General features: G+C 58.5%; 15 protein-coding genes. 5 read left to right on the top strand and 10 right to left on the bottom strand.

All coding sequences use genetic code 11. The annotated features are described in order from the left end of the window. Positions 1-48: 48 nt before the first annotated feature. The 3 genes from JFC13_RS18465 to JFC13_RS18475 all read right to left on the bottom strand — a co-directional run bounded on the left by JFC13_RS18465 (position 49) and on the right by JFC13_RS18475 (position 6,689). A complete protein-coding gene (locus JFC13_RS18465; RefSeq protein ID WP_198398495.1) occupies positions 49-1,722 on the bottom strand; it encodes a PD-(D/E)XK nuclease family protein in 1,674 nt (557 codons plus the stop codon). A gap of 156 nt (positions 1,723-1,878) precedes the next feature. Then, positions 1,879-6,144 (bottom strand): Hint domain-containing protein, encoded by a 4,266-nt coding sequence (locus JFC13_RS18470; protein ID WP_198398496.1) that lies wholly within the window; start codon positions 6,142-6,144, stop codon positions 1,879-1,881. 38 nt (positions 6,145-6,182) lie between these two features. Continuing rightward, positions 6,183-6,689: a hypothetical protein gene (locus JFC13_RS18475; protein ID WP_198398497.1), complete on the bottom strand. Its 507-nt coding sequence runs from the start codon at positions 6,687-6,689 to the stop codon at positions 6,183-6,185. Between the two features lie 1,732 nt (positions 6,690-8,421). Here JFC13_RS18475 and JFC13_RS18480 point away from each other — a divergent pair. From JFC13_RS18480 to JFC13_RS18495, 4 genes are read left to right on the top strand one after another with little or no spacing between them, the layout of a single operon-like run. Next, positions 8,422-9,522 (top strand): AAA family ATPase, encoded by a 1,101-nt coding sequence (locus JFC13_RS18480; protein WP_198398498.1) that lies wholly within the window; start codon positions 8,422-8,424, stop codon positions 9,520-9,522. Then, the gene (locus JFC13_RS18485; RefSeq protein WP_198398499.1) at positions 9,515-10,606 is read left to right on the top strand and encodes a hypothetical protein; all 1,092 of its coding nucleotides are present in this window, start codon (positions 9,515-9,517) and stop codon (positions 10,604-10,606) included. The genes JFC13_RS18480 and JFC13_RS18485 overlap by 8 nt, the downstream gene beginning before the upstream one ends. Positions 10,607-10,634: 28 nt before the next feature. Next, positions 10,635-11,105, top strand: coding sequence for a hypothetical protein (locus JFC13_RS18490; protein ID WP_198398500.1), 471 nt, complete (start codon positions 10,635-10,637; stop codon positions 11,103-11,105). Continuing rightward, a complete protein-coding gene (locus JFC13_RS18495) occupies positions 11,098-11,955 on the top strand; it encodes a hypothetical protein (RefSeq protein ID WP_198398501.1) in 858 nt (285 codons plus the stop codon). Before JFC13_RS18490 ends, JFC13_RS18495 begins: the two co-directional genes overlap by 8 nt. A gap of 216 nt (positions 11,956-12,171) precedes the next feature. Here the strand turns inward: JFC13_RS18495 and JFC13_RS18500 are convergent, their stop codons facing one another. Genes JFC13_RS18500 through JFC13_RS18530 form a run of 7 tightly spaced genes read right to left on the bottom strand, consistent with a single transcriptional unit; the run spans position 12,172 to position 23,414 of the window. Beyond that, entirely contained in the window at positions 12,172-12,906 is a 735-nt protein-coding gene (locus JFC13_RS18500) for a hypothetical protein (RefSeq protein WP_198398502.1), read from the bottom strand. Positions 12,907-12,940: 34 nt separating this feature from the next. After that, a complete protein-coding gene (locus JFC13_RS18505; RefSeq protein WP_198398503.1) occupies positions 12,941-13,771 on the bottom strand; it encodes a metal-dependent hydrolase in 831 nt (276 codons plus the stop codon). 23 nt (positions 13,772-13,794) lie between these two features. Then, a complete protein-coding gene (locus tag JFC13_RS18510; protein WP_198398504.1) occupies positions 13,795-18,534 on the bottom strand; it encodes an FtsK/SpoIIIE domain-containing protein in 4,740 nt (1,579 codons plus the stop codon). Next, positions 18,531-19,283 carry a nuclease-related domain-containing protein gene (locus JFC13_RS18515; RefSeq protein ID WP_198398505.1) on the bottom strand — a complete coding sequence of 251 codons (753 nt, stop codon included), beginning with the start codon at positions 19,281-19,283 and terminating at the stop codon, positions 18,531-18,533. The genes JFC13_RS18510 and JFC13_RS18515 overlap by 4 nt, the downstream gene beginning before the upstream one ends. Positions 19,284-19,293: 10 nt before the next feature. After that, a complete protein-coding gene (locus JFC13_RS18520; RefSeq protein WP_198398506.1) occupies positions 19,294-19,464 on the bottom strand; it encodes a hypothetical protein in 171 nt (56 codons plus the stop codon). A 39-nt stretch (positions 19,465-19,503) separates the two neighbouring features. Next, positions 19,504-20,904, bottom strand: a complete 1,401-nt coding sequence (locus JFC13_RS18525) for a hypothetical protein (protein WP_198398507.1) — start codon at positions 20,902-20,904, stop codon at positions 19,504-19,506. Continuing rightward, on the bottom strand, positions 20,901-23,414 hold the full coding sequence (locus JFC13_RS18530; protein ID WP_198398508.1) for a hypothetical protein: 2,514 nt from the start codon (positions 23,412-23,414) through the stop codon (positions 20,901-20,903). Before JFC13_RS18530 ends, JFC13_RS18525 begins: the two co-directional genes overlap by 4 nt. A 1,044-nt stretch (positions 23,415-24,458) precedes the next feature. Between JFC13_RS18530 and JFC13_RS18535 the strand changes: the two genes are divergently transcribed. Then, positions 24,459-24,728, top strand: coding sequence for a hypothetical protein (locus JFC13_RS18535; RefSeq protein ID WP_198398509.1), 270 nt, complete (start codon positions 24,459-24,461; stop codon positions 24,726-24,728). Positions 24,729-25,435 lie beyond the last annotated feature (707 nt).

Below are 25,435 nucleotides of genomic sequence, written 5' to 3' on the forward strand. Positions count from 1 at the left end.
TTTGGTCCTTCGTGTGTCGTGGTTATCTGATCTGTCCGGGTCAGACATTCAGTCATCGAACATGGCCGATTCATCAAAGGCCTCGTCGTCGATGTCGTCGAAAGGCACATCGGTGTCGATCGCCTCGTCTTCTTCGTCTGTCTTGTCTGCACCCCTGTCCTCATTCTTGGCCGCGTCTTCTGCCTCTTCGTCGACCTCTTCTGAGTCATCTGTGTCAGCTTCGGCAGCAGCTTCTGTTGCAGGCTCGGCACTCTCGCCGTTGTCGGAGGTGAACAGCACCCACCCGCCAGGCTTGATCGCGTCGTCATAGATGGCTTCGGTGGTAGCGATGATGCCGATGCTGGCATTGACCACACGGTTCTCCCATGTCTGCCAATCAGCGGAGCTGACACCGAACGGGATGGGCATCTCGTGATCGAGGAGTCGCCACATTGTTAGACGCACCAGGCTGTTGACACCCGAGCCCCAGTCGGCAGAGTCGCCACCAGCAAGCCCGGATTCAATCCTCGAGATAAGGCTGGTCAAGGTCGATGACAGTGCGCGAATGTGCTTCTTGTTCACTGCATATCCGGCTGCGTTAAGATGCTTGATCGAGTTGGTGACAACTCCGGCGATGCCACCGGCAGCCCACGAATTGGGATTCAGGCGCCCCTTGACTTCGGGTTCCCACGGTTTGTCTTCTGGCCAGCGTGTCATTGTGCTCTCTCCTGTCTCGTGAATGTCTTCACCTACAACAGAGTCCGCCTCAGCAGCTGGCTCACTTACACTCTCTTCAGCCTCGGATTCGTCGGTTTCTGCGGGTGCTTCGTCCGCCTTCGGATAGACGGCGACGGCATCGGGCTCGACCTGCGGTACGCCGACTGCACCGCCTTCGGCCACCTTCGACTCCGGACAAATGCGAGCAAGAGGGCAGTAGGCGCACAACCCCGAAGGCGTGGTCTCAAACGTTGCATCGTCGGAGCATTCGCCCAGTTCCTCCCAGGTATCGACGAACAATCGCTCAGTCTTCTTCAACTTCGGCGAACTCATTGCCACACGCTGAGCCTTGGAATGCTTGGTATAGAGGACGAGAGCATTCTCGATCTCCCGGTCAAGTAGTTTCGCGCCAGCTAAGGCATAGATACGCAGCTGGTCGCCATGAGGGTCGCCGAACATTGACGACGCCTTCTTCTGCTTGCCGGTCTTGTAGTCATTGACAACGAGCTTGCCGTCGACCTCATCAACACGGTCGATGAAACCCACGACCGGGACGCCGCTGAGTTCGATGCCGCTGAGCTTGGCCTCGGTGGAGTAGACGTTGACGGCCTCTGGATCTTCAATATTGAAGATCCCTCGATACGCTGTGTGAACCTCACCTTGGATGGTGGCCCGGACTGCCGCACGCTCTGCCTCAATAGCTTTGTCATAGTCGAATCCGTCGAGACTGATTGATGACAGATCGATTCCCCCGACGTGTGTGGCCGCGAGTTCGGCAGCTTTGAACATCGTGCGCTCATTGCCGGGAAGACCATAGAGATCTTCGAGGACTGAGTGCGCGGTAGTTCCGATTGCCGAGGCAGTCATGGCTGACTCGTCACGGGGCACGATCTTTTCGATGGCGAAGCGTGCCTGGCACCCGTTGCCGGCCAGAGCGTTCATCGTTGATGGAGACATAGCCTTGCGTCGTACTTTGTCTTCGACGAGTTCCTTGTCGATTTCCAGTCGGTCGCCGACGAATGCCATGCGCCCTTTCGGGACAGTCGCTATTTGGTCGTTCTGTTGATTGCTCACACTTTGTATATGCCCCAACCCACCCGATGTGTCGGAGCATCAAGTTGGGGCCAGACTGCCCCATTTACAGTGACAATCTGACCCCGTTGAGCCGCTGAAGAACCCAAGTCAGTCCAGGGAGTTCAGCGTTTCCAGCGGTATCGGCACAGTGGAGAAGCGCCGACCGTTCATCATGACTTGGACAGACCAGCGCTTTGTTCCTGACTCGGTAGCCAGCCGCTTGGGAATGCCTGAGGATCCCTCGATGGCCAACCCGTCATCCCACGTCGATTGCCAAGCGGTTCTGGTCCCTGACCCTGGCGGCACGAGCTCTGGTGATTCCTTTTGGGCGAGCTTGAACGCCGTCGCGGGATCGAGCAACAGGACAGCAGTGTCTTCGCCCTTCGGACCTCGGTACAGTACGCCGATCTCTTTGCCGACCGGACGCGCGCCTTGCCCCTCCACGAAAGCCCAGCCCAGCGAAGAATTGATTGCCTTCGCCTCACCATCGTCAGCGTTGTCGGACACAAGCATGGGCGGCATCTGAGGATCGCTGGCATTGGCGATGTGGGCGGATTTGGTATTCAGCAGACGCTTGACTGCTCTGAGGAGGGCATGGCCAGGGCCGCCCGTGCGCGACTCTGCAAAGCTCTCGACAACCAGCGACGTGACCTTCTCCCCCAGCGAGCCCTCAGTGTGGATAGCCAGCCGGTCGATGTACCTCTGATCGACGCCATAAGCTATGGCCATTTCGCGCAGCGGTTCGACGATGAGCATGAGATCAGAAAGCAGTTTCGCTTGGCGCTCGAACTCTGAATCGTCGAAACCGTGTTGGGATTTCACGACGTACTTGAGGTCGCCGGTAAGCATGTCGAACTGGTCCTCGATGACCTGCTTCAGCGGTGCCCGCTTGTCAGCATCGTCGAGGTGGCGCTTATTGGCAATGAAGTCGATGAGCGCGGCCGTCACCATCGGCGCCTCGCCCGTGCCACGCAGTGCCCGCATCTTCTCCATGGCAGCCGTGTTGAGCGAATTCTGCGACATCCTCACAGAGATGATGCGCGAGACAACCGAGTGGATATCGATGTCATTCTCCGCAGTGGCGATGAGCATCGCCTGAGGGCGTTTCACATCCTGCTGGGCGCCAGTGCCGGAGGAACGGCGCTTACCCGTGTTGTTGTGAATAGCACGCAGCAGCGCCTCAATTCCTTCGCGTTCCTTCTCTGCCTTGCGCGGATCTGAGGACGGGGCCAAGTCGTCAACAACCCAGATGGGTGCCAGCGACACGGCGTTCTCCGTTGCGGCTTTCGTATCGGAGGCAGAGCCCGGCAGAGTGTCTTCCGTCCAGTTCTTGCCCTTGTCCCAGAAGCTCATTGCTGTTGCCGCAGTCCAAGAGTTGTGTGTGAGGACGAAATTGTCAGCGGCGAATTGCCCGTCGAAGCGGTCGACAGTGATGCACTGGCAAACCTCCTTGCCCGCTGGGACCACCGCGGTGACGTGAACTCGCTCACTGCTGGGGCGGTAGAGGATAGTCCCATCAGCTGCCGCCATCGGTGACCAGCCCACTGAACGCATGAGCGTGACGATGTCGGCCCGCAGACCACGGTCGCTGACCTTGATTGCTTCATCCTCAGCACTGGGCAGCTTCAAATCAGGCAGGCCGGCAATGCGTAGTGAGCAGGCGACGAAGCCACGCAGGAACGCCAGCCGGTCATGGATGGGTCCGTAGACGAGTTCATCAGCAAGAGTCTCACCTGTTGTCGCTTTGCCGGCCACCGACTCCGCCGTACGGACTCCGGCAGTGAACCACGAGGAGTTCGCCGACCACGCTTTGACATCGGGTGTGATTGCCGCCAACGTCATTCCAGGCTGGAGCTCGGCTGTCGTGACCGATTGGGTGACGACTTCGCCATCGTTGATCAGCGCTTCGGCATAGGCGCTCAGCGCCTCCCCAATTGGGTAGATCGTGTCGATACGAGACCCCGTTGCCCTGATCGTCGTCTCTCCCAGGTCTGCCTCAGCCTCAGGGCAGACGGTCACCAGGTCATCGCGTGTAATCGTCTCAGAGGCAAATGCGATCGGCGAGACCGCCACACGATCGAGGACAGACTGGATTTCAGCTGTTCGGTATCCGGGTCCGAAGTCGGCTGACTCATCGTCACTGACCAGTGGCATAGATGGAATGCGTGCCTGGCTGATGACGTCGGCGACGAGAGCATCGGGCAACTGATACCGCTCTGCGATGTCGGAAATCCTGCCTGCCTGGCCTGAGGACAATGCCTCAGCTTTAGTGGCGAGCTCGAATGCCTCGGACCCAATCTCGGCCGTCTTTGGTGTCCGGGCTTGGCCGGGAGCAATAGTGAAGAAGACGTGGCGATCGGAGGCTCGGAGCGTACGACCATCAGAGAGATAGATATCGAAGACATCAGCTGTGTGGCGAGCAGATTTTGATCGGATTCCCGTCGCCTGGCCATTAGACCCGAAGACCGTGTCACCGGGGGCGAGATCCGCGACCCGAGCCAGACCAGTCTTCGACGTCGAGTGAGGGACTGGAATGTAGCTGTCGACTGGCAACGCCTTGCCTGACCGCGCAGCACCCACGAGGTACAGCGGCACGTGAGGACGCTTGGGCATACACGGGCGCAGAGCTGATGCAAGCATGAGTGCACCGATGCGGCTGTCCTTCCACGGTGTATTGACGAGGAAGAGTTCCAAGACCTTTTCCATGCTGTCGCGGACGTAGTCTCTGTATTCTTCATCGGTGAGGTTGGGGTCTCGCAGTCGCACTCCCAGGGCTGAAACATTGGGAAGCTCATCTTCAGTCACACCTGGCAGGGCCCCGGACTCCACATTGTCAGGTTCGATGACCTGATCACCGATGACGAAGGTCGGCCAGTTTGGGGTCGCTGAAGGCACCCAACCCATGCGCGACCAGCGCTCGTAATGCTGAACCTCATCACGCCGGGCCGCTTTCATCTCCCGCAGCCACTTCTCGCCTTCTTTTCGCGGTGGCCACTCGGCCAAGGTGAGGATGTCTGAGGGCACGGAGGCACCCTGCCTCCCCCAGTCTTGTGGCAGTGACTCGAGGATCGACATCGGGGCAGTCATCTGGGCGTGATTATGCCCAGCGGTGGACTCATTCGCGTCGAGCTCACCTGATTCTGTTCCGTCGAGGTATCCGAGTTCGACGACTACCTCACGACGGTCAGCCTCAACATTGGACGCCCCGGCGATCGACCACGAGTCCTCTTCGTCCACGGTCGGCTGTCGGTAGACCGAGGTGCGCATGAGTCGAGCCCCAATGCCGACAAGATTGACCCACCGGGCAGGAGACATCTCATCAGCGGGATAGCACTTCTGCAATGCTGTCGTTGACTCGTTCATGCGGTGCTGGCCGACGAAAGCGTCGATCTCCTTCTGCGGCGCGTCTGGAACCGTGTCGGTGAGCATGGCGGGCAGATCATCGAAGGTGCCGTGTTCGGCGAAGAAATCATCCAGGCCAACCTTGTCCTCATCATTGGCAACTGGCACCGAAGCGAGGTCAACGAGTAGGACCTTGTCATCGGGCATCCGACGGGAGCGTTTGAGGAAGTCCATGAGCTTGGTCGTTTGTTCCCACACGTCACGGTTGACAGCCAAGTCGCCATCGAAGGCCAACCATGCTGTTGAGTCTTTGAGCCGTAGGATCGCCCACTCAGGGTTCGACTTCCAGTTGTAGACACCAGCGATTGAGACGATAAGGAGCCGGTCGTCGGCGGGTACTGTCTCCAGCATGTCGTGGATAGCTTGGTCCGGATTGGCCGAATTGCCGGCCACGCGCAGGTCGTCAGCACTGAAGCCATTCGATCTCAGGAAAGCACTGAGAGTGGAGTCGCCCTTGATGATGCCTTCGGTGAAGAGCACATTGGCAGGATTCTTTAGATACGAGTTCGGGGTCGACGGATGAACATCGAGGACGGTCTGCGTGCCCGAGTCGAAGACGTATTTGAGTCGCTTGCCCTGATCATTCTTCTTGGGGTTTGACGGACGGTACTGGTGGGCGATGCCGCTGGGCCGGTGCGAGGGGTCGAATGCTCGGCGTTCGGCAACAGAATCGAGCGCGAAGTTGGGCAAGTAGAGCAGATCTGAGTTGTTCGCGTGCCCACGCACGGCATTCTTCGCCTTCGAAGTGCCGCTGCCATAGGTCGAGGTGAGGAAGTCATTGAAATCATTCGACGCCGAGACCATTGACTTGTAGCCACGAGCAGCAGCGACAAGTGGGGCAACCCGAGACTTGTGCAGCTTTGCCGTTGCGGGAAAGAGCGGGTCACCAATGGCGGTGTATTCCGATATATCCCACGACTCAAGAGGCTGGTGGTATTTGACGGTCGATGGCTGAGAAGTATTGGCACGCATACCTCATCTATGCGCCGTCTCAGGTGATGTGTCGCAACCTAGAACTCGTCGTCGAGGGGGACGTAGGCCATGTTCGAGAACTTCTCCCGATGGACTAGGTTGTCCAAGGCCTCAGAAGGTTCATGGCTGCCTTTGATGATGGACGTCGCATTAGCCGCGGATTGGATGATCGCTGTCACCGGGAATGTGTCACCGTGTCCGGAGTATTGTCGACGTCGACCGATTGCCCACCGCAGGGCACCATCTCCGACAGAGTAGAGATACTCCCCATCAGGGGCAGAGCACTCGGCCAGGACGGAAGCTGTCGTCTTCCATCCGCGGGGCCCAGCCACCAGTACCTTGGCGGAGTCATCGCTGAGAGCGTCGGAGAAGAATGCCAAATCCATATCCACTTCGATGTCTTCGCGCATCGGTGGGGTGATATCGACGACGTCGCGCCAAGATCCGAAGCGAGGCGTTGAAGAGTTACGTGCCTGCGAGCTCAGAGGCGGAGTCACCAATGGATGCCGAGTCGACCACGGGTCATTGTCGGGAAGGGTGCGCATCGTGGCGGAAATAGCACCGGCAAACCAAAACAGAGCCCAGGCAGGATATTGGATTGCCCATTGTTTCGATTGGGAGTCAATCTCCATGCGCTGAGACATGGAAAACAACGGCTCGACCATCGAGATCCCGTACCGCGATGCAAGGGTGATCTCGGGCGGGTGCAATACATGCGGATAGAACCGCTTGATTAGCTCACGTGGTTCGACCACTGTGTGCCTCCCCCGGTCGACGAAATTAGCTTGCCAGAATCACTGACCATCCCGAAAGCACTCTCCCATGTTGTAGTTGTTCGACACACCCAATCCCTTGACGCATAGAGAGGGTGTGAGTAAAACAACGCGAATCGGTATTGCTAACCTGCCCGGCCTCGAAGATGTTCTTGCCGAAGCAGGCTACCACGTGATCTCTGGACAGAGATTCCGCGATGCTGCCTTGAACATCAAGAAGGCCATGTCGAGCCAAGCCCCTCCTAGCGTCGTCCTCGTTGGCGACTTCAACCAGGTCGGGCTCAAGGCTTGGGCGGAAAAACTCTCGAAGGAAACAACCCTCCGCGCGATCTCCACCGCTACGGGTGGTGCCTTTGCCAATCACCCAACCGTGGACACGATTTCCGCGCCCACTGATGTGTGGGACGTTCTCGACTCATTGGGAATCGAGACTCCCAACTCGCCGTCGCCTGTGATTGATTCTAACGGCATCGCCCAGGTAGTCGAAGTAGGCACGTCGACATCAATGCAGCCGATGAACGGGGCATCTGCACTTGGTGGCAATCCTCTCCATATGTCACACGGAGGTGTGTCGGATGAGGAGCCGCCCCAGAACGAATCGGCATCCTCCACGGACAAAGCCTCACCACAAGATTCAGGTCTTCAGTCCGTCGTCGACCCGTGGTCCAACCCATCGGCCTCCACGACTCAGGCTGAGGACCGACAGCGTCCCACACCTGAACCGGCATCCGCAGTTCATGCCGGACCAGACCCATGGGGACGTAACGAGCCGATGGCCCACGACTCTCCAGAATCTTCGCCTTCATCAGTCCAGCAATCCAGTTCTGAACCACCCATGGTTCAGCCGTCCTCCCAGCTCAGACAGGGCGGACCACTCGATTCGGGACAGCACGTAGACCGGTCGGCGGCCCAGTCCGGGCCGCCTTGGGACGCTCCTGAATCACACGTCGACCCAACGCCGCCGCAGGCGCAGGCTGGTCAGCCGGCCCAGAGTCAGACCACACCAAGTCCTGCCATGGACCAGTACCCGTCCCAGCAGAACCGTCCCGAGCCGACTCAGCCATCCGGACAGGAACCGCCATCGAGGAGTAACCCCGTGAGGTACGACGACTACCAGGCACCACCTCCCCCGCAGCAGCCACCTCAAGTGACGAATAGCTACGATCACAACCCACCAACCCAGCCGATGCCACAGATGCCAGGGGGCCAACACGGCCACCCTCGCAACGAACATCCACCGGTTGAAGCCCAGCCACAGCCGGTGGCTTACCAACAGGCACCAGCTCAGCACTATCAGCAGCCGAGCCCTCCGGCCCCACCTCAGCAGGCATATGAGCCTGCCATGCCTCATGCGGGTGGCCAGTGGTGGCCGGGTACAGCTCAGCAGACATCCCCAGTTCAGCCGACGGGCCAATGGGCGACACCGGCACCCCCGGTCGAGGCGCCCACTCCGACACAACAGCCCTCGTGGGCAGCACAGCCGTCGGCCCCAAGCTCATCCCGGATGCCCAATCAGTGGTCGAGCAACGAGGCCTATCAGGCACATGCTCAAGGTTTCGATCAGTTCGGCGATGTCTTCGACCAGGCGATCGCTGACTACGCACCCGACTATTCCCCCAGCAGAACGCCGTTCTCTGACGCCTTCGCCTCAGTGCTCGTCATCGGTGCAGGCAAAGGCGGTGTCGGTAAGACCTCAATTTCTATCGCTACCGCCCAGCGTGCGGCTCTGGCTGGGTACAGGGTCATCCTCATTGATTCGAATCGTGGTCAGCCCGGAACAGGCATCCGCCTCCGATTGAAAAAGTCGAGTCTGCCCACCATCGCCGACGCCGCTCTCTCAGGAAACATGGCCGATGCACTCGTCACGCCGAAACAGATCAATCAGGTGCGAAGCGGAGCCAATCTCGAAGAGATCAAGTTCGGTGTTATCCAAGCCCCGCCTCCATCTCAGGCGTCGAAGCGTTTGGTCACGAACGAGCTCTACGCCAAAGCCATTGCATTCGCCAAGCAGAAGGCAGATCTAGTCATCATCGACACTCAGATCGCTGAGGCGATGGCCGCCGCCGAAGACACTGTCTATCGAGAGGTGCTCGTGCCCACGCTCAGGGCCAATGATCCCAACTCACCGACAGCGATGCTCATGCTCACCGAACACGGCAGGGAGTCCTACAACCATCTTGGCGATCGAGTTCTCGAACTCAATAAGGCCGGTGTTCAGCGCAACCGAGTCATGATGCTCCTCAACGCTGCTCCACCTGAACAGCCGGTGACGAATCTCAAACAGGTGGGATTTGATGACTACGGAGAATGGGTCGGCGTCATTGACTATGACCCGCGCCTCAAGCAGACCTTCAACTCCGGCCGTACTGGCGCCGAGCTCGACGGCCTGTCCTCCGTAATCGACCACCTCCTCTTCCGAGTCACAAACGATAATGAGGCCTTCCCGTCGACTCCCGCTGGTGGCTTGGGCGCCAAACACGTGGCCGCGGCGCAAACGAGACGCGGCAACCGTGAGCGCGAAGCACAGAAGAAGAGGTCGAGCCAAAAAGGATTCTTCCCCCAGCTCTTCGCCCGACTGTTCTCACGAGGCCGCACCAATGACTGATCCCGCGATCTCGGCGACCCACGACGACTTTGCCACTGAGGGCGGTGAACGAGCCCACCGATGGATCCGCCGTATCACCAGCTACATCGAGGCAATTGTTCACTCCAAAGATGCCCGGATGATCCCCCTTGAGACGCTGGAATCCGAGGTCGCCCTCGTCACCTTGCCAGTTTGGCTCTGGGCCGAGGCCGACCCGAAGATCGTTGGCCGCAAAGCCACCTTCATGTCCGGTGAGACCACCCGGCCGTTACTGCCCGTCCGCGTGCAGTGGGAGGGCGGCAGTGTTCAGGCACTGAGCGAAGGATGCCACCATCTGGGATGGACTGTTACCGGAATGGGCAAACGTCAAAGCGGAAATACGGCCGTAACTGTTGATTCTAATCAATTTCAACAACATGTTCCGTACGGAGATGAACCCGGAGCGGAATCAAGGTTAATTACACAGTTGCCATTTACAATTAAACAATCACTAATAACTCCGGGAGCCAGCCTTCAAGCTTTGCAGACGATCGAGAAAATGGCCCAACAGTCATGGTGGAATTTTCTCAGCGCAATCGAGCGGACTTTGCGTGAGTGCCTTGAAAGGCAGCACGTCTCACTCATGCGCGACATCGATAAGACGGTGACGAAGCTCGGGCCGCAAGACTTCGGCCAACCGTTACTCGACTCCGAAACCCTCGACTCCATGGCCACCGAGATGACCCTGGGGGCAGAGGGCGATCCTGACCAATCGTATCTGTCTGAGCTCATCGACAAGTGCTGCAAGCCGGAGAGGTTCGCCAAGGTTGACCCCCAGAGGTATCTCTACGTTGAGATCTCACGAACAGCTGGCGCCGCCGTCCAGAAGCGAGTCGGCGATCCCGCGATCGGACGCAAGATCCGAAAGGTCTACGCCGAAAGCGGTGAGGTCGATCCCGAGAAGGTCATCGCGCTCTACCGCAAGGAGTACCCGAAAGACGGGCTGTCCTATAAGCGTCTGACCGACGCCCTCAATGTCATTCGAGACCCGATGGCTGAGGCGGTCCGAGTCGATTTCCAATCGTTGGACATCGACTACAACGGTCAATCCTGGTATTTGGTGTAGACGACAAGCGAAGGGGGCGAATTAACAAATGGAACCGTCATCAAATAGTATTCCCATTAATGCGTTGAATAATGCCTCACCCGGCAATCTCATTGCACCACAAACAGCAACGGAGCTTTCACGTTCAGCGCGACAAAATCGAGCGGAATGGTTGGTGTCCGTTGCCGAAGGCCTTTTGGGCGTCAATGACGTTCTCACCAGCGTTGGTGGAAACGGTGAAGGGAGGATGCTCGGAGCTATCTCGCTGAGGCAGCTCCTACTCGCGTCTGACGAGCACCGGTCACAGGCACGAGTGAACAGATTGATCGAACGGCTGAAGGAAATCTCAGACTCCAGCGATACCCCCACGCGCAAGATCACGTTGGCGTGGTTGTTCGACCCTCGCAGTCAAGGTAAGAGACTCATGGCCTACTGCGATGCCCTTCGCGAGAACCGTCAGGAATCCCCCTGGCCGGGCTTCCCCTTTTCTGAGAATACGGCAGGAGATTCACATGAGTGACGAAGACGATCCGATCAAAGGGGTGATCTCGTCCATCGTCTCACTCGATGACGACGCACGAACCGTCGCCATCGAGGACTACTCTCGTTCCGCACGAGAGACCTACCGGCAGATCGCATTCCATCTGTGCCGGACGAACAATTTGCCACCGAACCGACACTTGGATGACCTCATCCAAATCGTGGCCACCAGAGACTACGAACTCATCCTCAAGGCAGTTGAGGACCCAACGATTTTCGACCGCATCAACCGGTGGACCGGGTATCTGCGCAACGAGTCGCGCAACGCTGTGAAGACCTACAAAGACACGACAGCCGGCGAAGCTCCCATGTCAGGGATGACCACACTCAATCGTCGTCGCAGGCTCTTGGCTTCCATGCGGCAATCACTGGCTACTGACGGCTTTGAGAATGCCACCGACATTGAGGTCGTTGACGCGACGAACGAGCATCTTCGCAAGACACAGAAGAACCCCGAGAAGAGCGGCCTGATCTGCTCTGTCGATGACTTCTATCTCACCGTCTCACCGCTCGAAGTCGTACCTGATGTCTCAACTTCGGGAGATCTAGATTCGGTCATACACTCCACCGAGGGCGCATTCATCGTGGCCAAGGCCATCGAGGAGGCCACCACGGAGTCGGAGACCTTCGGCGTTGTCCTCGACTGCTACTTCGGTGAGCTCTTCGGCGACGGCGCAACCGGCCAGATCCCCCAAACAGCCGATGTGGCCGAGATGACTGGATTGACGAGTCGAGATTGCTCCCGACTCAAACGCAACGGGCTGACCATGATGCAACGTCTCATGCGCGACCATTACGGCATCACCAGCGAAGACTGGATCGCCTCATGAGTCCCAACGAGCGGTCCGCCTACTTGTCTAGCGCCGAGCGCAAACTCGAGAAGTGCCGCGACCTCGCCAGCCGACCAGGAGACGGCAGCCCCTGGACCGGAGACGAGGAGCGGGAGAAGGTGCGACAACAGCGGATCATGCACGCCACGGAAGGCCTACTATGCGCGACTCTGGCACTGGCTAGTCAGTGCGACGACTAACCGGAACCGATCGTGCCTATCGCCGTGGATCGTAACGGTCCTCGTCAGACCACAGACAATCAGACTCGTTGTATGCCAAGACGGAAAAACTCACTGGCCGGCCGAACGTGTGGCAATACGGTTCGGCGTATTTTTCGGCTACATCATCGAGTGCGTCTGCAACGGATCTAGCTGTGAGGCGAGACCGATATTTCAGATCCACAATGAGCCGAGCTTGCCGGCCTCCACGCTTGATCAGTAGGTCCGGGCGAATGAGAGTATTACTTCTACCTTCTCTTGCGACCATGTCGTCCATGAACCACCCCGCAGCATCGGCTGCCTCCGCCCATACAAACTCCCAGTCGTCGTCCGCCGCACGCGCCATCAGTGCTGTGGCAACGGACAGCGTCATCGATTCGATGTCTTTGATGGCATTCTTCTGAGAAGTGGTCGACAGTTCGTAGAAACTGTCGAAGTTCTTTGACCAATGGGGCCCGCCTGAGTCGATGAGAGAGCGTAACAGGAAGTCAAGGATGCGCCCTCCCGAGTCTGGGTCTGAGTCCTCGTTGTCGACGAGCTCAAGACAGCGCCCCAGCCCCTTTCTCAGCACGCGTGCCGTCGTCACGGCATCATCGATGAATCTTTGTCTTTGATGGCGGTCACTGTGCGCCTTGGAATTTTTTCTCAACGCATACCGCTTGGTCGCAGATACCGTTGCTGCCCTGCCAACGAGAATGCCAATCATCGACCTTGAATCGAGTGAGGTTGTCATACCTCAATCGTAAGTTCGCCCCCTGACGTGAGGCTCATCCCAGTGGATCGCTCAGACCAGTCTTGATCTCATCGAAGTGCGGCAGCGTTGCCCACGCACCAGGATCGAACATGCCTGCCTCCGTCGTTACGGCGAGAACCACGTAGCCAGTGAGTCCGAGACAGAGTATCCACTCCCTCATCGAGCCTGCATTGCCGAGGATGGGGAAACCGAAGCTGCCCTTGTCGTTCCAGCACGATCCGAGAACAGGAATATGCTCGAGCCCCTGTGGAGCCTTCGGCGTCAGAGGGTAGAGAATCGGACACATGTCGGTCGTGGCCATGTCGCCGATGATGTGGATGGCACACCCCAGGCCGACGGCCAATGGCAACATGAACGGATCGGTGTCGAATTCCTTCATGACAAACCCCGCTACGGCCAGCGATAGGCCCCAAGGCAGGACGGAGAATGGCCCACTGAGCTTCAATGCCTTCAGCGCGAAAGAAGTGAGGACGAATCCCATAATCGCCGCCCCGATAGCCAGCCCGTCATAGCGCAGCTGTCCTAGCAATATCGCCAGAACGACGAAGGCCGCGATCCCGATGATGCTGTGAGTCCCATGCCGGTGCCCGCCAGAAACCTTGCCGACCATTCGACATATGATCTCCGATGGGGAAGGCAAAGGCCCGAGCTTCGGCAGAGAGTGAGCGATCGTGGCATTGTGGTGATCGGCGTCTGGCAAAAGTGCGGCACCCGTGACCACAGCGGCGAACGAGGCCAACGACATGCCGCTGCCGGCATCGATGACTCCGAGGCTCACGCCTGTGGTTCCAGCCAAAGCCATGGCTCCAGCGGTGCCGGAGATCGCGTGGTGTCCTCCCATCATGGGCGATCACAAATCCTTTCGTCTTAAAATTCGTCGTCGCTGGGCAAGCGAGATGCCGCAGCTGCTCGGCGCGGCCTCTTGGCGGGGCGGGCTGCGCGCCGAATCTTCTCCGGTCTGGCTGCCGACGGTTCCGGCTCAGCCTCATCAGTGTCATCACTGCCACCGGCCAGAAAAGCGTTGATCTCGGCGACATGGTCACGCGTCAAGCCCTTCGCCGAGTCCGGCTGGATGATGAGGTGGTCATAGCCTGCCTCGGCCAATACGGAGCCGAGCTCGGCGACTGGCTCGTCATCGTCAATGACGACGATTCGAGCGGCAAATGGGACTTCATCGAGGAATGCCACGATGGCGTTAGTTTTGAACCATTCGTGAGGGCCGGGACCGTTTGTAGCGGTGTCAACGGCAGGAAGTTCCGGCCACCCGATGTGCTCGGCCAACACATCAGCGTCCTCGACCTCACGAGCACTCGACCAGACAATCGGGGCATCAATGGTGGCTACTGCTTTCATGATTCGTGGATCCACGACCATCGAGTCTCCGTAGCTACCTTCGGCTGGCTCGATGGTCATCTGGCCGCGGCGGGCCGACCCTCCGAATGGTGCCAGGCATCCGTCGATGTCCAGGAACACAAGGGTCTCTGCGTCTTCGACCGAGACGGGGTCGCGGCCGCTGGCTTGCTGGTCGGTGGCGCCTTCGGCAGGAGCGCCCTCATCGGCCTCGGGCTCGTCTGCTATTTCAGTATCTTCACCGTCGGCGTCTGAAAAGAAGGAATCCCAGTCGATGTCGGCATCATCCTCTTCAGAACCAGCTGCCTCTTGAGTCTCATTGGTCGAGGTAGCTTCGGAGTCTGACAGCCCACGATCGGCGACGTCGTCGAGATCCAAGGTGGGAGTGTCATCATCGTGGTCAAGGGGCACCTCGGCTTCGCCAGTCTCGCCAGTCTCGGCGGTGAAATCCTTAGCCCAATCAGGGATATCGCCCTCACTGACGTCGTCGATCTCGGCGAGTTCAAGGTCGAGGAGAAGATCATCGTCCACCTCGGTGGGCTCGGCTTCGTCAGCAACCAGTACTCGACCTTCGATGACGTCTGATGAGTTATCAGGCAGGTGTTCGGTGAAGTCGATGCACTCGATGGTGGCAGGGTCGCCCATAAACGAGGCCAGGCTCTGACCGTATTCGTCGGTGGGTGAGAAATACCCTTGCAAGGCGATCGCCGGTGCCGTCACTGACTCCCACACGAGGCGACCCCGAGGAACAATTTCGCCGAGGCTGGGTGCTGAGTCCGGGTCCCGCAGCGCAGACATTTTGTCGCCATAGGACATTTTGCCCAGCGCCACACGCCCCAAGTTCGTCTTGAGGTCGGAGAGATCATCGGGCAGCGACTTCGCCGTCATCTTCTGCGTCATCAACGACAGATTGATTCCGGCAGAACGGGCCTCGGCAGCCACCCGGCCAACAAGGAAGGCCAGACGACGCTTGCTCATATATGACCGTTCGGCAGCCAGGCGGGCCTCTTCGGCTTTCGGATCAGATTCTGGCTTCGATGGTGGCCGGGATCCAGTTGAGACCAGGCCCAGGAACTCGTCGATGAAGACGATCATTCGCTTCGGACGTACGGTTTCAGGCAGCTCGTCGAAGGAGCTGACACCGTAGTGGCCGTTGAGTGCAGCACGTCGTTCCACCTCGGCGTAGATGGATTCCATGACAGCTCGAGCCTCATCGACAGTCGTGCAGAAGGCGGACGAGTATTTGCGGGCGAATTGGAAGTCGGCACCGTGCTTCTGCGCATCGATGAGGACGACAGAATGACCGGCAGAGAAGGCGCCGTACATCACCGACTGGGCGAAGACGCTCTTGCCACTGCCCGAACCTCCGACAATGAGCAAGTGAGGCGTGCTCGACCAGTCGACACCATTGGGACGACCATCGATGCCGACGCCGAAGACCTGATCCTTGCCTGCGATAGGTGACTGGAAAGGGAAGCCGACGTTGTCGGGCATCGGATCGGTTCTCGACGACAGAAGGATGAACTGCTGTGGCGACGTCGGGTCAGGACTGACTTGGAGGAAGGCGTTGCCCGTCGCCGAGGTGAGCTTGCCGATCGCGGCGCGAGGCTTGGCAAGATCCATGCCGGGCAGAGTAAACGTCGTCGAGCGGACCTTGTCGTTGTATTCCAAAGTGTGGGTGCTCACCAGTGCTGGGACTTCCCCGGTCGAGGCAGAGACAACATTGGCCTCAGCGAAGGCCTTCTGCCATTCGAGGTCGACCAAGAGCGGCCGGTCACGCTTCTCATTGCCCAGACTCACGTGCTCGGGATGGGCGCCCATAACGAGGCTGACTCCAGTGGTGTTAGTCCCGGAAGTGTCTTTGAAAACAGTGGCCCACGGGATTGACAGGCGTTCCTTCATGCGCGGCAGATGCTTGCGAATGACATCGGTCGTCACTCCCCCGAGCAATGTCATATTGACCCGCCACAGGTGCGATCCGTCATCAGCGTTCGGCGATGACAGTGGTGCGGTAGATGTCACGCCGGGTCGAGTCAGCTTCGCAGCATCGAATGCCTGGTTGATCATCAGCTTGAGCAACCAGTCCTCAGCTGAGACTTTTGAGCTTCGGACCTGCGGTCTCAGGTAGGCCGGGGACTTTGGTACAGGCTTGGAGCGATCTGCCCACTGAACAACGATGACCTGGTTGTGCTGGTTAAAGTCATTGCCCGAACGCTCCATGTAGCCGGTGACGCCGGCCAATGCAGAGGACAGGGCTACCGACAGCGGCTCTTCGATCTTCGGGCTCAAGTAGTCCGAGACGCGCTCATTGTTGAGAATCGAGAAAAAGCGACGGTGCAGGGTAGCTCCATCGACGAGAGTCGCATCTTGCTGAGGTGTGTCAGGAATCGGAAACGGTGCGTTGATCTTTGAGTCCAACGCTGTCATCCACTTGCCGTTCCACCAGTCTTCTTCACGGACGCCAGCGACTTCAGGCAGCATTTGGCGGCCCGAGTCATTCGGTGAAAGCTTGTCATCGTCGAAGGCTCCGACGTAGAGGGCCAGGCCACCCATGCGCTCTGGATTGTCGTTGAGTGCCGCGACGCAACCGAGCTTGGCCGCGAACTGCGATTGCAAACCGCCCTTGAGTCGCATGTGGCGGACGATGCCCGGATCAATTGACAGTCCAACGTACCAAGCAGCGACCGGCGAAGACTCGTCGTGGAGTGCAACGATGGTGGCAATGTCGGGGCGGGCGTACTGAGCGTCGTTGCAAACAGTGGCGATGGCAGACTCCAACGCGATTGAGAGCTCTTCGTCTCCCATCGAGGGGTCGGTAATCGACAAAGCCTGTTCTGTCTTCGAGGCAACAACACGGAACTGGGTTGGGTGCACACCGTTCTGGTCGGCGATCGACAAGATGGCACCAGAGACACCAGCTCCCAGCGTGGGAGTGACCTTAGCGGCATGAGTGGTCATGAACTCAGTGGCGGAGCGTCCCTGCGGGGCATCGAAGGTGTCCACGGCGAAGGCCCCGACAATCTCGCGCGAGATCAGCCGCGGTGCTGGCTTGAACTTCAAAGACGCCCATCTCGGCTTCCACGCCAAGATTGCGGACAGATGGGTAATCTCAGCGTCAGCCTCGGCGTCGAAGGCATCAGGCACAGAATCGGCCGGGATCTGGACAACACGGAACTCATTCGGATGGATGGAACCTTCGACCTTTTGACCGAGAGCATCCACCTGCGGTGACTCGATGACAGCGGCTGACTGCCCGGCTCCCAGTGCCGGGATGATGTCAGCCTCTTTGTCGATGAACGTCATCGCACCCTTGCCCGCCGGCGCCTGGAACGTGTCGATCAGTCCGGCACTGAGTTGGCGGCGATCGATCAAAGCTGGAGCCGGGTCGAATTTCAGATCTGCCCACCGCGGCTTCCACTCAGCACGCGCGGCCTCGCGCAACCGCCAACCACCGATGACTCGTGGGCGCACCACAGAAGCGATGACCATAAGCATCAGGCCGATTCCGCCGCAGGCAGCGAATGCCAGAGTTGGCAGACCATAGGTGGTCAACGAATGGCCGACGAACGATTCCCAGATGGCCGCGACGATTCGCAGACCGAAACCTACGGCGATTGTGGCAACGAATCCGACGCCGACATAGATTGCCACGACAATGACTTGGAGCCCGTGAGCAGCAATGATCTTGACGAAGTCCGGTACCTCGGCGGTGATCTTCAGCGTCTTCGGCAGTGCTGACCGAAGATCCTTCACTCCCACAGCTGGCCGAGGTTCATCATCGGAGGCGAATCGGCGCGAGGCGTCATCGTAGGCGGTGATGGTGATGAAAACTGCGATCGCGTTGATGAGCCCGAAGATATGATCGGCGATCTCGTAATCGCTGAATATCCCGAAGTGATCGAATCCGACTGGGATCATACCCACAATGATCGAGAAGGAAAGGAAGACGAACCACGACAGTCGCACCTCAGCGCCTGGCCACCACGCTTCAGGATTGAAAAACGTCGACTTCAGCGACTGCCGCGAACGGTATTTGCGCAGCTTCGCAGTCTCGTGGTCATCCGCTGGAATCGGGCGGCCGTTCTTCTTGTCAGTCAGTTCAGGCGGAGAAGCCATGAACGCGGCAATCGTGACACCAATGGGTAAGAGCACAAACCCTGGGTAGCCGAAGTAGATGGCGACAAGTGCAAAGATAGCCGCACCGGCCAGGATCAACGGGGAGTCATCACCCTTACGCTGCTGGACCTTTCTACTCATGCTCGCCCTTCGTCACTGTGATTTGTCTCGTCTTCGGCAATGCCACCGGCGACAAACGTCACGTTGCTGGTGATTTTCGAGGCAGGGGTGACCGAGGTATGGGTGGTCGGAGCCTGATCACCGGTGGGCACCGAACGAGATGGTGCGGAATAGGCAGAGGAGTCTTTGAGCAGAGTCGAGATCGCATCGACGATCGCTTGGTCAGCAGGACCGTGATCCCGGATCAGGCGGCGAACTCGAACCGCCAAGCCCTTCTTCGAAACCACCTCAGCTCGCGGGAACCTGAGGAAGTGCGTCGACATGAAGCCGGGACCCGTTGCGACCACGGCGACCAATGGTGTTGAGATCGTGGCGTGAAGCTGCCGTTTGGACATCATTGTCTGGATTGAATCGGCGGCGTGGCCCATTCCGTTCTTCTGAGCGTGCTTGAAATGGGAGAACAAGCCTCGGTATGCCGTGGATCCCAGAGTGTAATAGGTACTGGGCTTCCAGCGTTTTGCGTCGATGATGATGATTGTCGATCCAGTGATGACGATGTGGTCGATGTTTGCCTTCGACCAATGGGCGGGCATGGACAGGTCGTGTAGAACGACTGCGCCGTTGCTTGTGACAACAAGGTCGGTGAGCATATTGCCCACGATCTGCTCACCAATGCGGCCTACCTCGGCGACAGCTTTGTTCGCCGCCCAGGATGTGTCTTCGTTCTCGCCGAGTGATCCACCGGGAGTCCCGTAGCTTGCGCCTGACATGAGCGCCCCTTCAGATGAATGCGCGAACGATGGCGCCAGCAACAACCAGTGACAAGAAGATAATTGCTACCACCACACCGGTCGTCGACTGCCAGAACGAGTTAACCTCGCTGCGCTTGTTCGAACGGACATCCTCGAGCCACTTGGAAAAACGGCCCTTGTCCTCGTCGTCATCTGCCATGTCGTCGTCCTTTGCTGATTGGAACTGTCTTCACTGTGTCTATGCCCCTTCGCCTCCGATGAGTCGGCGGTGGGTAGCCCACTGTTTCGACGATGTCGCCCGCGGTGGCAGATTGTGTGTAATGGTGCGCAAGCGCGGTGGCGGCAGTGTCTTTCCGAAACGAGTCTCTCGACGTTCCGGACTCATCACCGGGTGGTCATCGAGGCCAGCCGCCGCAACTTCGGAGTCAACAATTTGGACTGGTTGTTTTCCTGCACGCAGCCAGGGCGGCGTCTGACGCAGTCCGGCAGCGTTGTCGATAACGGCCAATGGCGCAAACGTGGGCTTACGTAATGCCAGAGACTCGTCGAGAAGCATCGAGCATTCTTCATCTAGGCCATGTGCCTCTGTCGATGGGCGGTAGGCAATCATGTCGAGGAAGTCAGTCGACACTTCGCCAAGTGAGGGGAACCAATCCTGCCAGTCGGTGAAGAACATACGGTGTCGGGAACGAACCCGGCCGGAACCTGGATTCTGCGCCGTAGCCTTGCGCAATGCTCGTTTGACGGAGCTTCGAGAAACCTTCGAATGTGAGGACATGTCCTGGGTCGGATTGGCGATGACAAAGCACACGACGACCCCGTTGGATTCATATGGATAGGCGTCAAAGTACTCGGCCCAGCGCCCTACTTTCGTCTCGAAAGAGTCGGGAGACATCGAAGCGGTCACCTCCATGACCACTCGCACACCATCGGGGCGAATGACGACCCCGTCACCACGACGACCAGACTCGATTGGCTCTCGTCCGACTCCGGAGCCGAAGAGTAGGTCAAAGGTCGAGAACTTCTCCCCCAGCATGGTGGCAATGTCGGTGTATTCGGCCAAGCGCAACATGAGCTCTGTTGAAAGGGTGTTGTGGCGGTCATAGAGGCCACCGGAAGTCCAGGACTGACCACCGGTGACCGACACCAGCTCTGGGTAGGTCAAGTATTGTGCGAAGTCACGGTCGAAGGTCATAGTGCGAGATGGTCGGTAGAGATGCCCCAGAGTTCCGGCACGGCCCGGTGCCAGGGCTGACGACACTCGCCCCATGTCGATGAGACCGGACGCGAACATTCCTGGGACGAATGGTGAGGTGTGGTTGAGGTGAAATTTCGCTCCAGTCAGTGCCACCATCTGCTCAGCTGTGACAGTGCGAAAGGCATCCAGGGCCGACAAGAATGCCAACTTCAAGCCCCACTGGTTGGCGCTGGTCACTCGCGCCATCGCCTCCTCTTTTTCGATGTCGAGATACTTGGGCAAATTGACTAGACCCGCCTCGTGCTGTGACTTGGCCTCGGCGAATCTCGTCCACAGCCCCTGCGATCCATGGGTCCAGAGACCGTCGTAGAACGGGTCAATTCGGTCGTGTGCCGCAAACCCTGTGTCGGCAATAGGTGAGGATAGCGATGAGAACTTCATGCGACACCTTCTGCAACGGTCGGGAGCTGGTATCCCTGCCTGGCGGCAAAGGCACGGCGGTCGGCCTCGAAGTTCTCCACCGACAAGGTAAAGGCCGGCAGATCATTGACGTTCGTCGACGTTTTCACCGCTGCTGTGAAGTTGGGCAGACTCGTAATGTCACTGGCCCGCCAGTCCTCACCGTTGGGGTCGAGGATGCGCACCAGTTTGTCGATGATGTCCGGGTTGCGCTGTTTATAGGCGATGAGGGTCTTCATCGACAACAGCATGTCGGCGACCTCGCTCATCAGCTGAGTCTGACGCTGCGTGGCAAAGATCGTTCGCACACCGAATGAGCGCCCCTTGTCTTGGAACCACACGACCGGTTCAGCGGTGGATCCCGCCAGCAGTGAAAGCTCGTCGGCGTAGATCGAGACCCACTGCTTCAGTACTTCCCAGCCAGAACAGGTGCGTTCAATCTGGCGCTGCAATGTGTAGAGGGCCATCGACGACATCAGTTTTGTGTTCCGCTCGGCGACCTGTTCACCTGAGATCGACTGACCGAAATTGAGCACGGTCGGACGGAAAGCAGTAACCACCTGTTGCCAGGTGACCTTGGATCTCTTAGGGGTGAACCACCCCTCCATCTCGGCCAACTGCGACAACTTCGTCTGTGAGGACTCAAACATCTTCAACCGCTCAGACGGGGTCTTGGTGAACGGGTAGGAGCCGTACGTCATCGCTTCGACGATCGCGTCATTGTCGGGGTTGTCGCCAGCATAGGTTTTAATCGCGGCGTGCAGGCGTTTGGCGATCGCGTCCCCGCCTCCAGTCCCTCCCGAAAGGATGTAGGCATAGTAAACAAATGAGCGGCCCGACTCGATGACCGGCTCCAAGGGCTCAAGGTTCTCATTGGCTGACTCGGTGATCTGTGGTGTGGATTCGACAGCGAGGGCGAGAGTAAAAATCTGGCCCAGAGATGTCCTGGCACGTGATTGGATGGCGCCGTCCTCGAAGGCATAGACCAGCGCATCAACGAACTCATTAGCCCGTGAGCTCATTGATCCGCCAGTGGCAGTGAAGTCGATGCCGAACGTGTTGACGTCAGCGACATCGATGAGAACGGCAGTCTGGCCGAGAGCAGCGGCCCAGTCGAGGTAGTGCTGGGCACCATCCGGGCCCTTGTTCTCGAAGGCGATGAGTGAGTTCTTCTCTCCGGGGAATCCGGGAAAACCGGACGGGCACTTTTGTTCAAGAATGTCGAAGCCGAACAGGGCCCTGGCCAACTGAGACTTGCCCGAGCCTCTCTCTCCGATGAGTGCGACTCCGTATTGAAGCTGGGAGGCGAAGAGGTGGGCAGAGTTCCCGTCATCTGGTGCGGTGCCGACAACCGGGCCGACACGGTCAAGCAGAGGCGGTGGCACGATGCGCATCTCGGTTTGCGACTGGCCCGACAATGCCCCCGATGCTGGTGCCGCAATCGAGGTGAAAACGGAGGCTGCGGCCTTGAACGACCAATGGTCGAGCGGATAGTCGCCGCCAAATTCTTCACGCTTGATCGTCTTATCTGGGTTCAACGTCTCCTTCCTCGGGGGTCGGATTCGCCGGCCTCCCTTATTCGGTGCAGGAAAGATGCCTGCCGTCAGGTCCAGCCACAGGCTGCGAGCCGAACTGGGCCAGCGATCGGAGAAGCGGAGATACCAGACGATGGCGCAGGCACCGAACATGGTTCCGAAAACCATGAAGATCATCGACGGGGTTAACCAACCTGACAGGGCCTCCCAGAAGTCGCCGTGCAAGCTGGTCACCTTCTCGCTGATCGCACCCCTGTAGCCGATTACTCCAAGACACAGCAGTGCAGCCACTTGCGGAATGAGCAGGCGTTTCGACGATTTCACTGGGCGAGGATGAGTATCGAGGTCGAGACCGACCATTGAACCAGCAACGTTGGTCAAGATGGTGTTGGAATGGTCGTGGCTTTCGTGCGAACCGGCGAAAAGTGAGACGATCACAGCGTTGGTGTCCCGTGAGTGGTGCGAACCCGAACCATGGCCGGCGTTGAAATCCAACCACTTCGTCCAGCGTTTGTTCTCCCGCTTCGATGGACTCCGAAATGTCACCGCCGCCCATTCGCCAACCGACAGCGATGCAGCGACCTGTCGTGCGAATTCGAGATGGTCGGCGCCCACCTGGGCGTAGCGGCCGATAGTCGTGTCATCATCGACTTCGAGCACTGAAATGTAAGAGTCCGCGAGATTGTCAGACCACGATTCGTCGACAGTCTCGACCTTCGCACCAAGAGCCCTGGCCAGGGCTCCAGCCGCATGATGAGCGTTGAGCTCACCGTCTAGAACGAGATAAGAAGCGACACCGGCTTCCCTCTTCGTCACCATGAGAGCAGCTGAACCTTTTTCGGTAGCCACTCTGATCGCTGCCTGGGCGGACTGGTTGAACGTTGCCGGGTCCAGCCGTGCTTGGGTGGTGGGCACGAAGGTCCGCACATTGGTCTGAGATGAGTTGAAACTGTCCATACCCATATCTATGCGCAGAAGACCAGGTCAGTCGTCAGGATGACAGCCATTTTGCTCGTCCGGAATCCTAGTTCAGACCTCTGGGTGTGGGTGATCGAAGTGCGGGATGTGGTCGCGCATGGGTGTTGTTCGAGGTCAGAGCCGTGGTCGCGGAGGCCGATTGGGACGAGGAAATCGAACGACATTGGCCAATAACCAGGAGCGGAGAAATGCGAGTCGATAAAGCAATATCCTCCGTTCTATCGCCATTCGAACATCCCCGCTCCTGGCATCCAAATGGCCCCACCGGCTTCCCCTCCGATAAATCTCCACTCCAAATTAGCCTCCGGCTATACCCAATTGGCCGTATGGCGGGGTTGTCGAAAAGGACCTAGGTGATGGACGAGGCGGGCCGGACCGGGACTCACGCGCAGCGTGGCCTGCGCAGCAGGTGTGACATGAAGTCGACAAAGAAGCAGGAGTAACCAATCAGGACAGAGTCAATCACCAGCCTCCGGCTGCACACGGGGGCGCGTGAGGAAGTAAGTGCGTGGCTAAGTGCAGATGATGTGTGAAAGTGGCAAGTGGGTTGCGTACCGATACCGGTGTGAAGTTGCTGAGAGGTGTAGCTGTGACTGCGTGGCTGAGTTCGGGGTTGGTCTGCCGGTGGGCCTGGTCTATAGAGGTTGAGGGTTGCCGGTTGGCTGGCGTACGCGGGGTTGTCGGAGACGAATAGTGGAACTGATCGGCTCTGATTGGGACTCAGGGACGAAACGAGGCCGCTTCGCGGCGAAAAGAAACGCTGCGCTCCAGGCGACGCCCGCCAGGGCGGAGCCCTCTTTACTAGGCGGTTACCACGCTCGGCGGCTACCGCCGCAGCGTTTGCTCCCGGCCTGGGCAGTCCGGTCGCGTCGATGACTTCGCCACTACCGTGGTCGGTTCCGAGTTGCCTGGTGGTCGTTGTTGGGTGCATGTCATCTCTACGTGCGGCGTTGTCATTGGTGAACCATGGCAGCGGTAGCATCTCTGTCCGGGTGATTGAATTTCTATTGCTCTGGAGGTCGCATGTCGATTGCGCACAATGGTGAGGCCCGGTCAGTGTCGAGGTCGCGGATTCTCGTGCGTTCGGTGTTGAAGCTGTCGTGGGGCGTGCTGTCTGGATTCAGTGTGGGCATGGTTGCCACGCTCGGCTTGGCCCGGTGGGTGCCAATGCTCAGTGACGTCGCGATCTCAGTATTCGGAGTGACGTTCATCATCGCTGAAGTCTTGATTGCAGTGTGGGTGATCTCCGTCGTCGCTTGGGTGGTCGTAGCCGTGAGGTCAGGCAAGCGTTAGACAGTCGAGACCCCTTATGCCACAACTGCTGTCTATGATCAGAAGTGGTGAGGGCGAGAAGGCTCCTCAACGGTGAGCGCAGGCGGAGGTGGGGTGGCAGTGGACCAAGCAGTTTGTCGTTGGGATGGGTGTTCGGAGCCGGGAGCATTCTTGACTCGGAAGAAACCAACGTGGTGCCTGGAACATCTTGGGTCATTGCTCGATCGAGCGGGGCTGAAGGCTGTCGAGGACTTCCCAGGCAAGGCGACCGCGTACTGGCTGACTGAATGCCTGGTCTGTGGAACTGTCGCTCATTACCGCCTGGACTACATCATCGAGAAGATGGACTCCGAGAAACCATGTCGGGCCTGTTTCTGGTGGAAATGGAATCGTGTTCCTCTCATGGATCGTGCAACCGACATCGAAGAAGTTGAGGTTGTGCGTCGACATGCGGCCGAAATGGGGTACGAGTATTTGAACGCGTGCTTTTCGCCCTCGATGTCTGGCGATCCTCATCGAGTGAGATGTCGAAGCTGCGGAAAGATTGAAGCCCGTGGCGTCGGCAACATGGGGTGCTCTTGCCGGAGGACTGGTACTCGTCGAACTCCCCCAAGACAGTCAGGAACGTCGAACCTATTCAAAGATTCGAGCTCGAAGTACTTGTCGTGGTGGGATCATGACCTCAATACTGAGCAGGATTGGCTAACGACACCGGTGAAGGCAACCCG

Source organism: Brevibacterium antiquum, from assembly GCF_016107655.1.
Taxonomy (GTDB): domain Bacteria; phylum Actinomycetota; class Actinomycetes; order Actinomycetales; family Brevibacteriaceae; genus Brevibacterium; species Brevibacterium antiquum.

Excerpts from the sequence above, each read along its gene's own strand:
- JFC13_RS18465 (WP_198398495.1), bottom strand. The coding sequence starts at position 1,722 with ATGGCATTCGTCGGCGACCGACTGGAAATCGACAAGGAACTCGTCGAA.
- JFC13_RS18470 (WP_198398496.1), bottom strand. The coding sequence starts at position 6,144 with ATGCGTGCCAATACTTCTCAGCCATCGACCGTCAAATACCACCAGCCT.
- JFC13_RS18475 (WP_198398497.1), bottom strand. The coding sequence starts at position 6,689 with ATGCGCACCCTTCCCGACAATGACCCGTGGTCGACTCGGCATCCATTG.
- JFC13_RS18480 (WP_198398498.1), top strand. The coding sequence starts at position 8,422 with ATGCCCAATCAGTGGTCGAGCAACGAGGCCTATCAGGCACATGCTCAA.
- JFC13_RS18485 (WP_198398499.1), top strand. The coding sequence starts at position 9,515 with ATGACTGATCCCGCGATCTCGGCGACCCACGACGACTTTGCCACTGAG.
- JFC13_RS18490 (WP_198398500.1), top strand. The coding sequence starts at position 10,635 with ATGGAACCGTCATCAAATAGTATTCCCATTAATGCGTTGAATAATGCC.
- JFC13_RS18495 (WP_198398501.1), top strand. The coding sequence starts at position 11,098 with ATGAGTGACGAAGACGATCCGATCAAAGGGGTGATCTCGTCCATCGTC.
- JFC13_RS18500 (WP_198398502.1), bottom strand. The coding sequence starts at position 12,906 with ATGACAACCTCACTCGATTCAAGGTCGATGATTGGCATTCTCGTTGGC.
- JFC13_RS18505 (WP_198398503.1), bottom strand. The coding sequence starts at position 13,771 with ATGATGGGAGGACACCACGCGATCTCCGGCACCGCTGGAGCCATGGCT.
- JFC13_RS18510 (WP_198398504.1), bottom strand. The coding sequence starts at position 18,534 with ATGAGTAGAAAGGTCCAGCAGCGTAAGGGTGATGACTCCCCGTTGATC.
- JFC13_RS18515 (WP_198398505.1), bottom strand. The coding sequence starts at position 19,283 with ATGTCAGGCGCAAGCTACGGGACTCCCGGTGGATCACTCGGCGAGAAC.
- JFC13_RS18520 (WP_198398506.1), bottom strand. The coding sequence starts at position 19,464 with ATGGCAGATGACGACGAGGACAAGGGCCGTTTTTCCAAGTGGCTCGAG.
- JFC13_RS18525 (WP_198398507.1), bottom strand. The coding sequence starts at position 20,904 with ATGAAGTTCTCATCGCTATCCTCACCTATTGCCGACACAGGGTTTGCG.
- JFC13_RS18530 (WP_198398508.1), bottom strand. The coding sequence starts at position 23,414 with ATGGACAGTTTCAACTCATCTCAGACCAATGTGCGGACCTTCGTGCCC.
- JFC13_RS18535 (WP_198398509.1), top strand. The coding sequence starts at position 24,459 with ATGTCGATTGCGCACAATGGTGAGGCCCGGTCAGTGTCGAGGTCGCGG.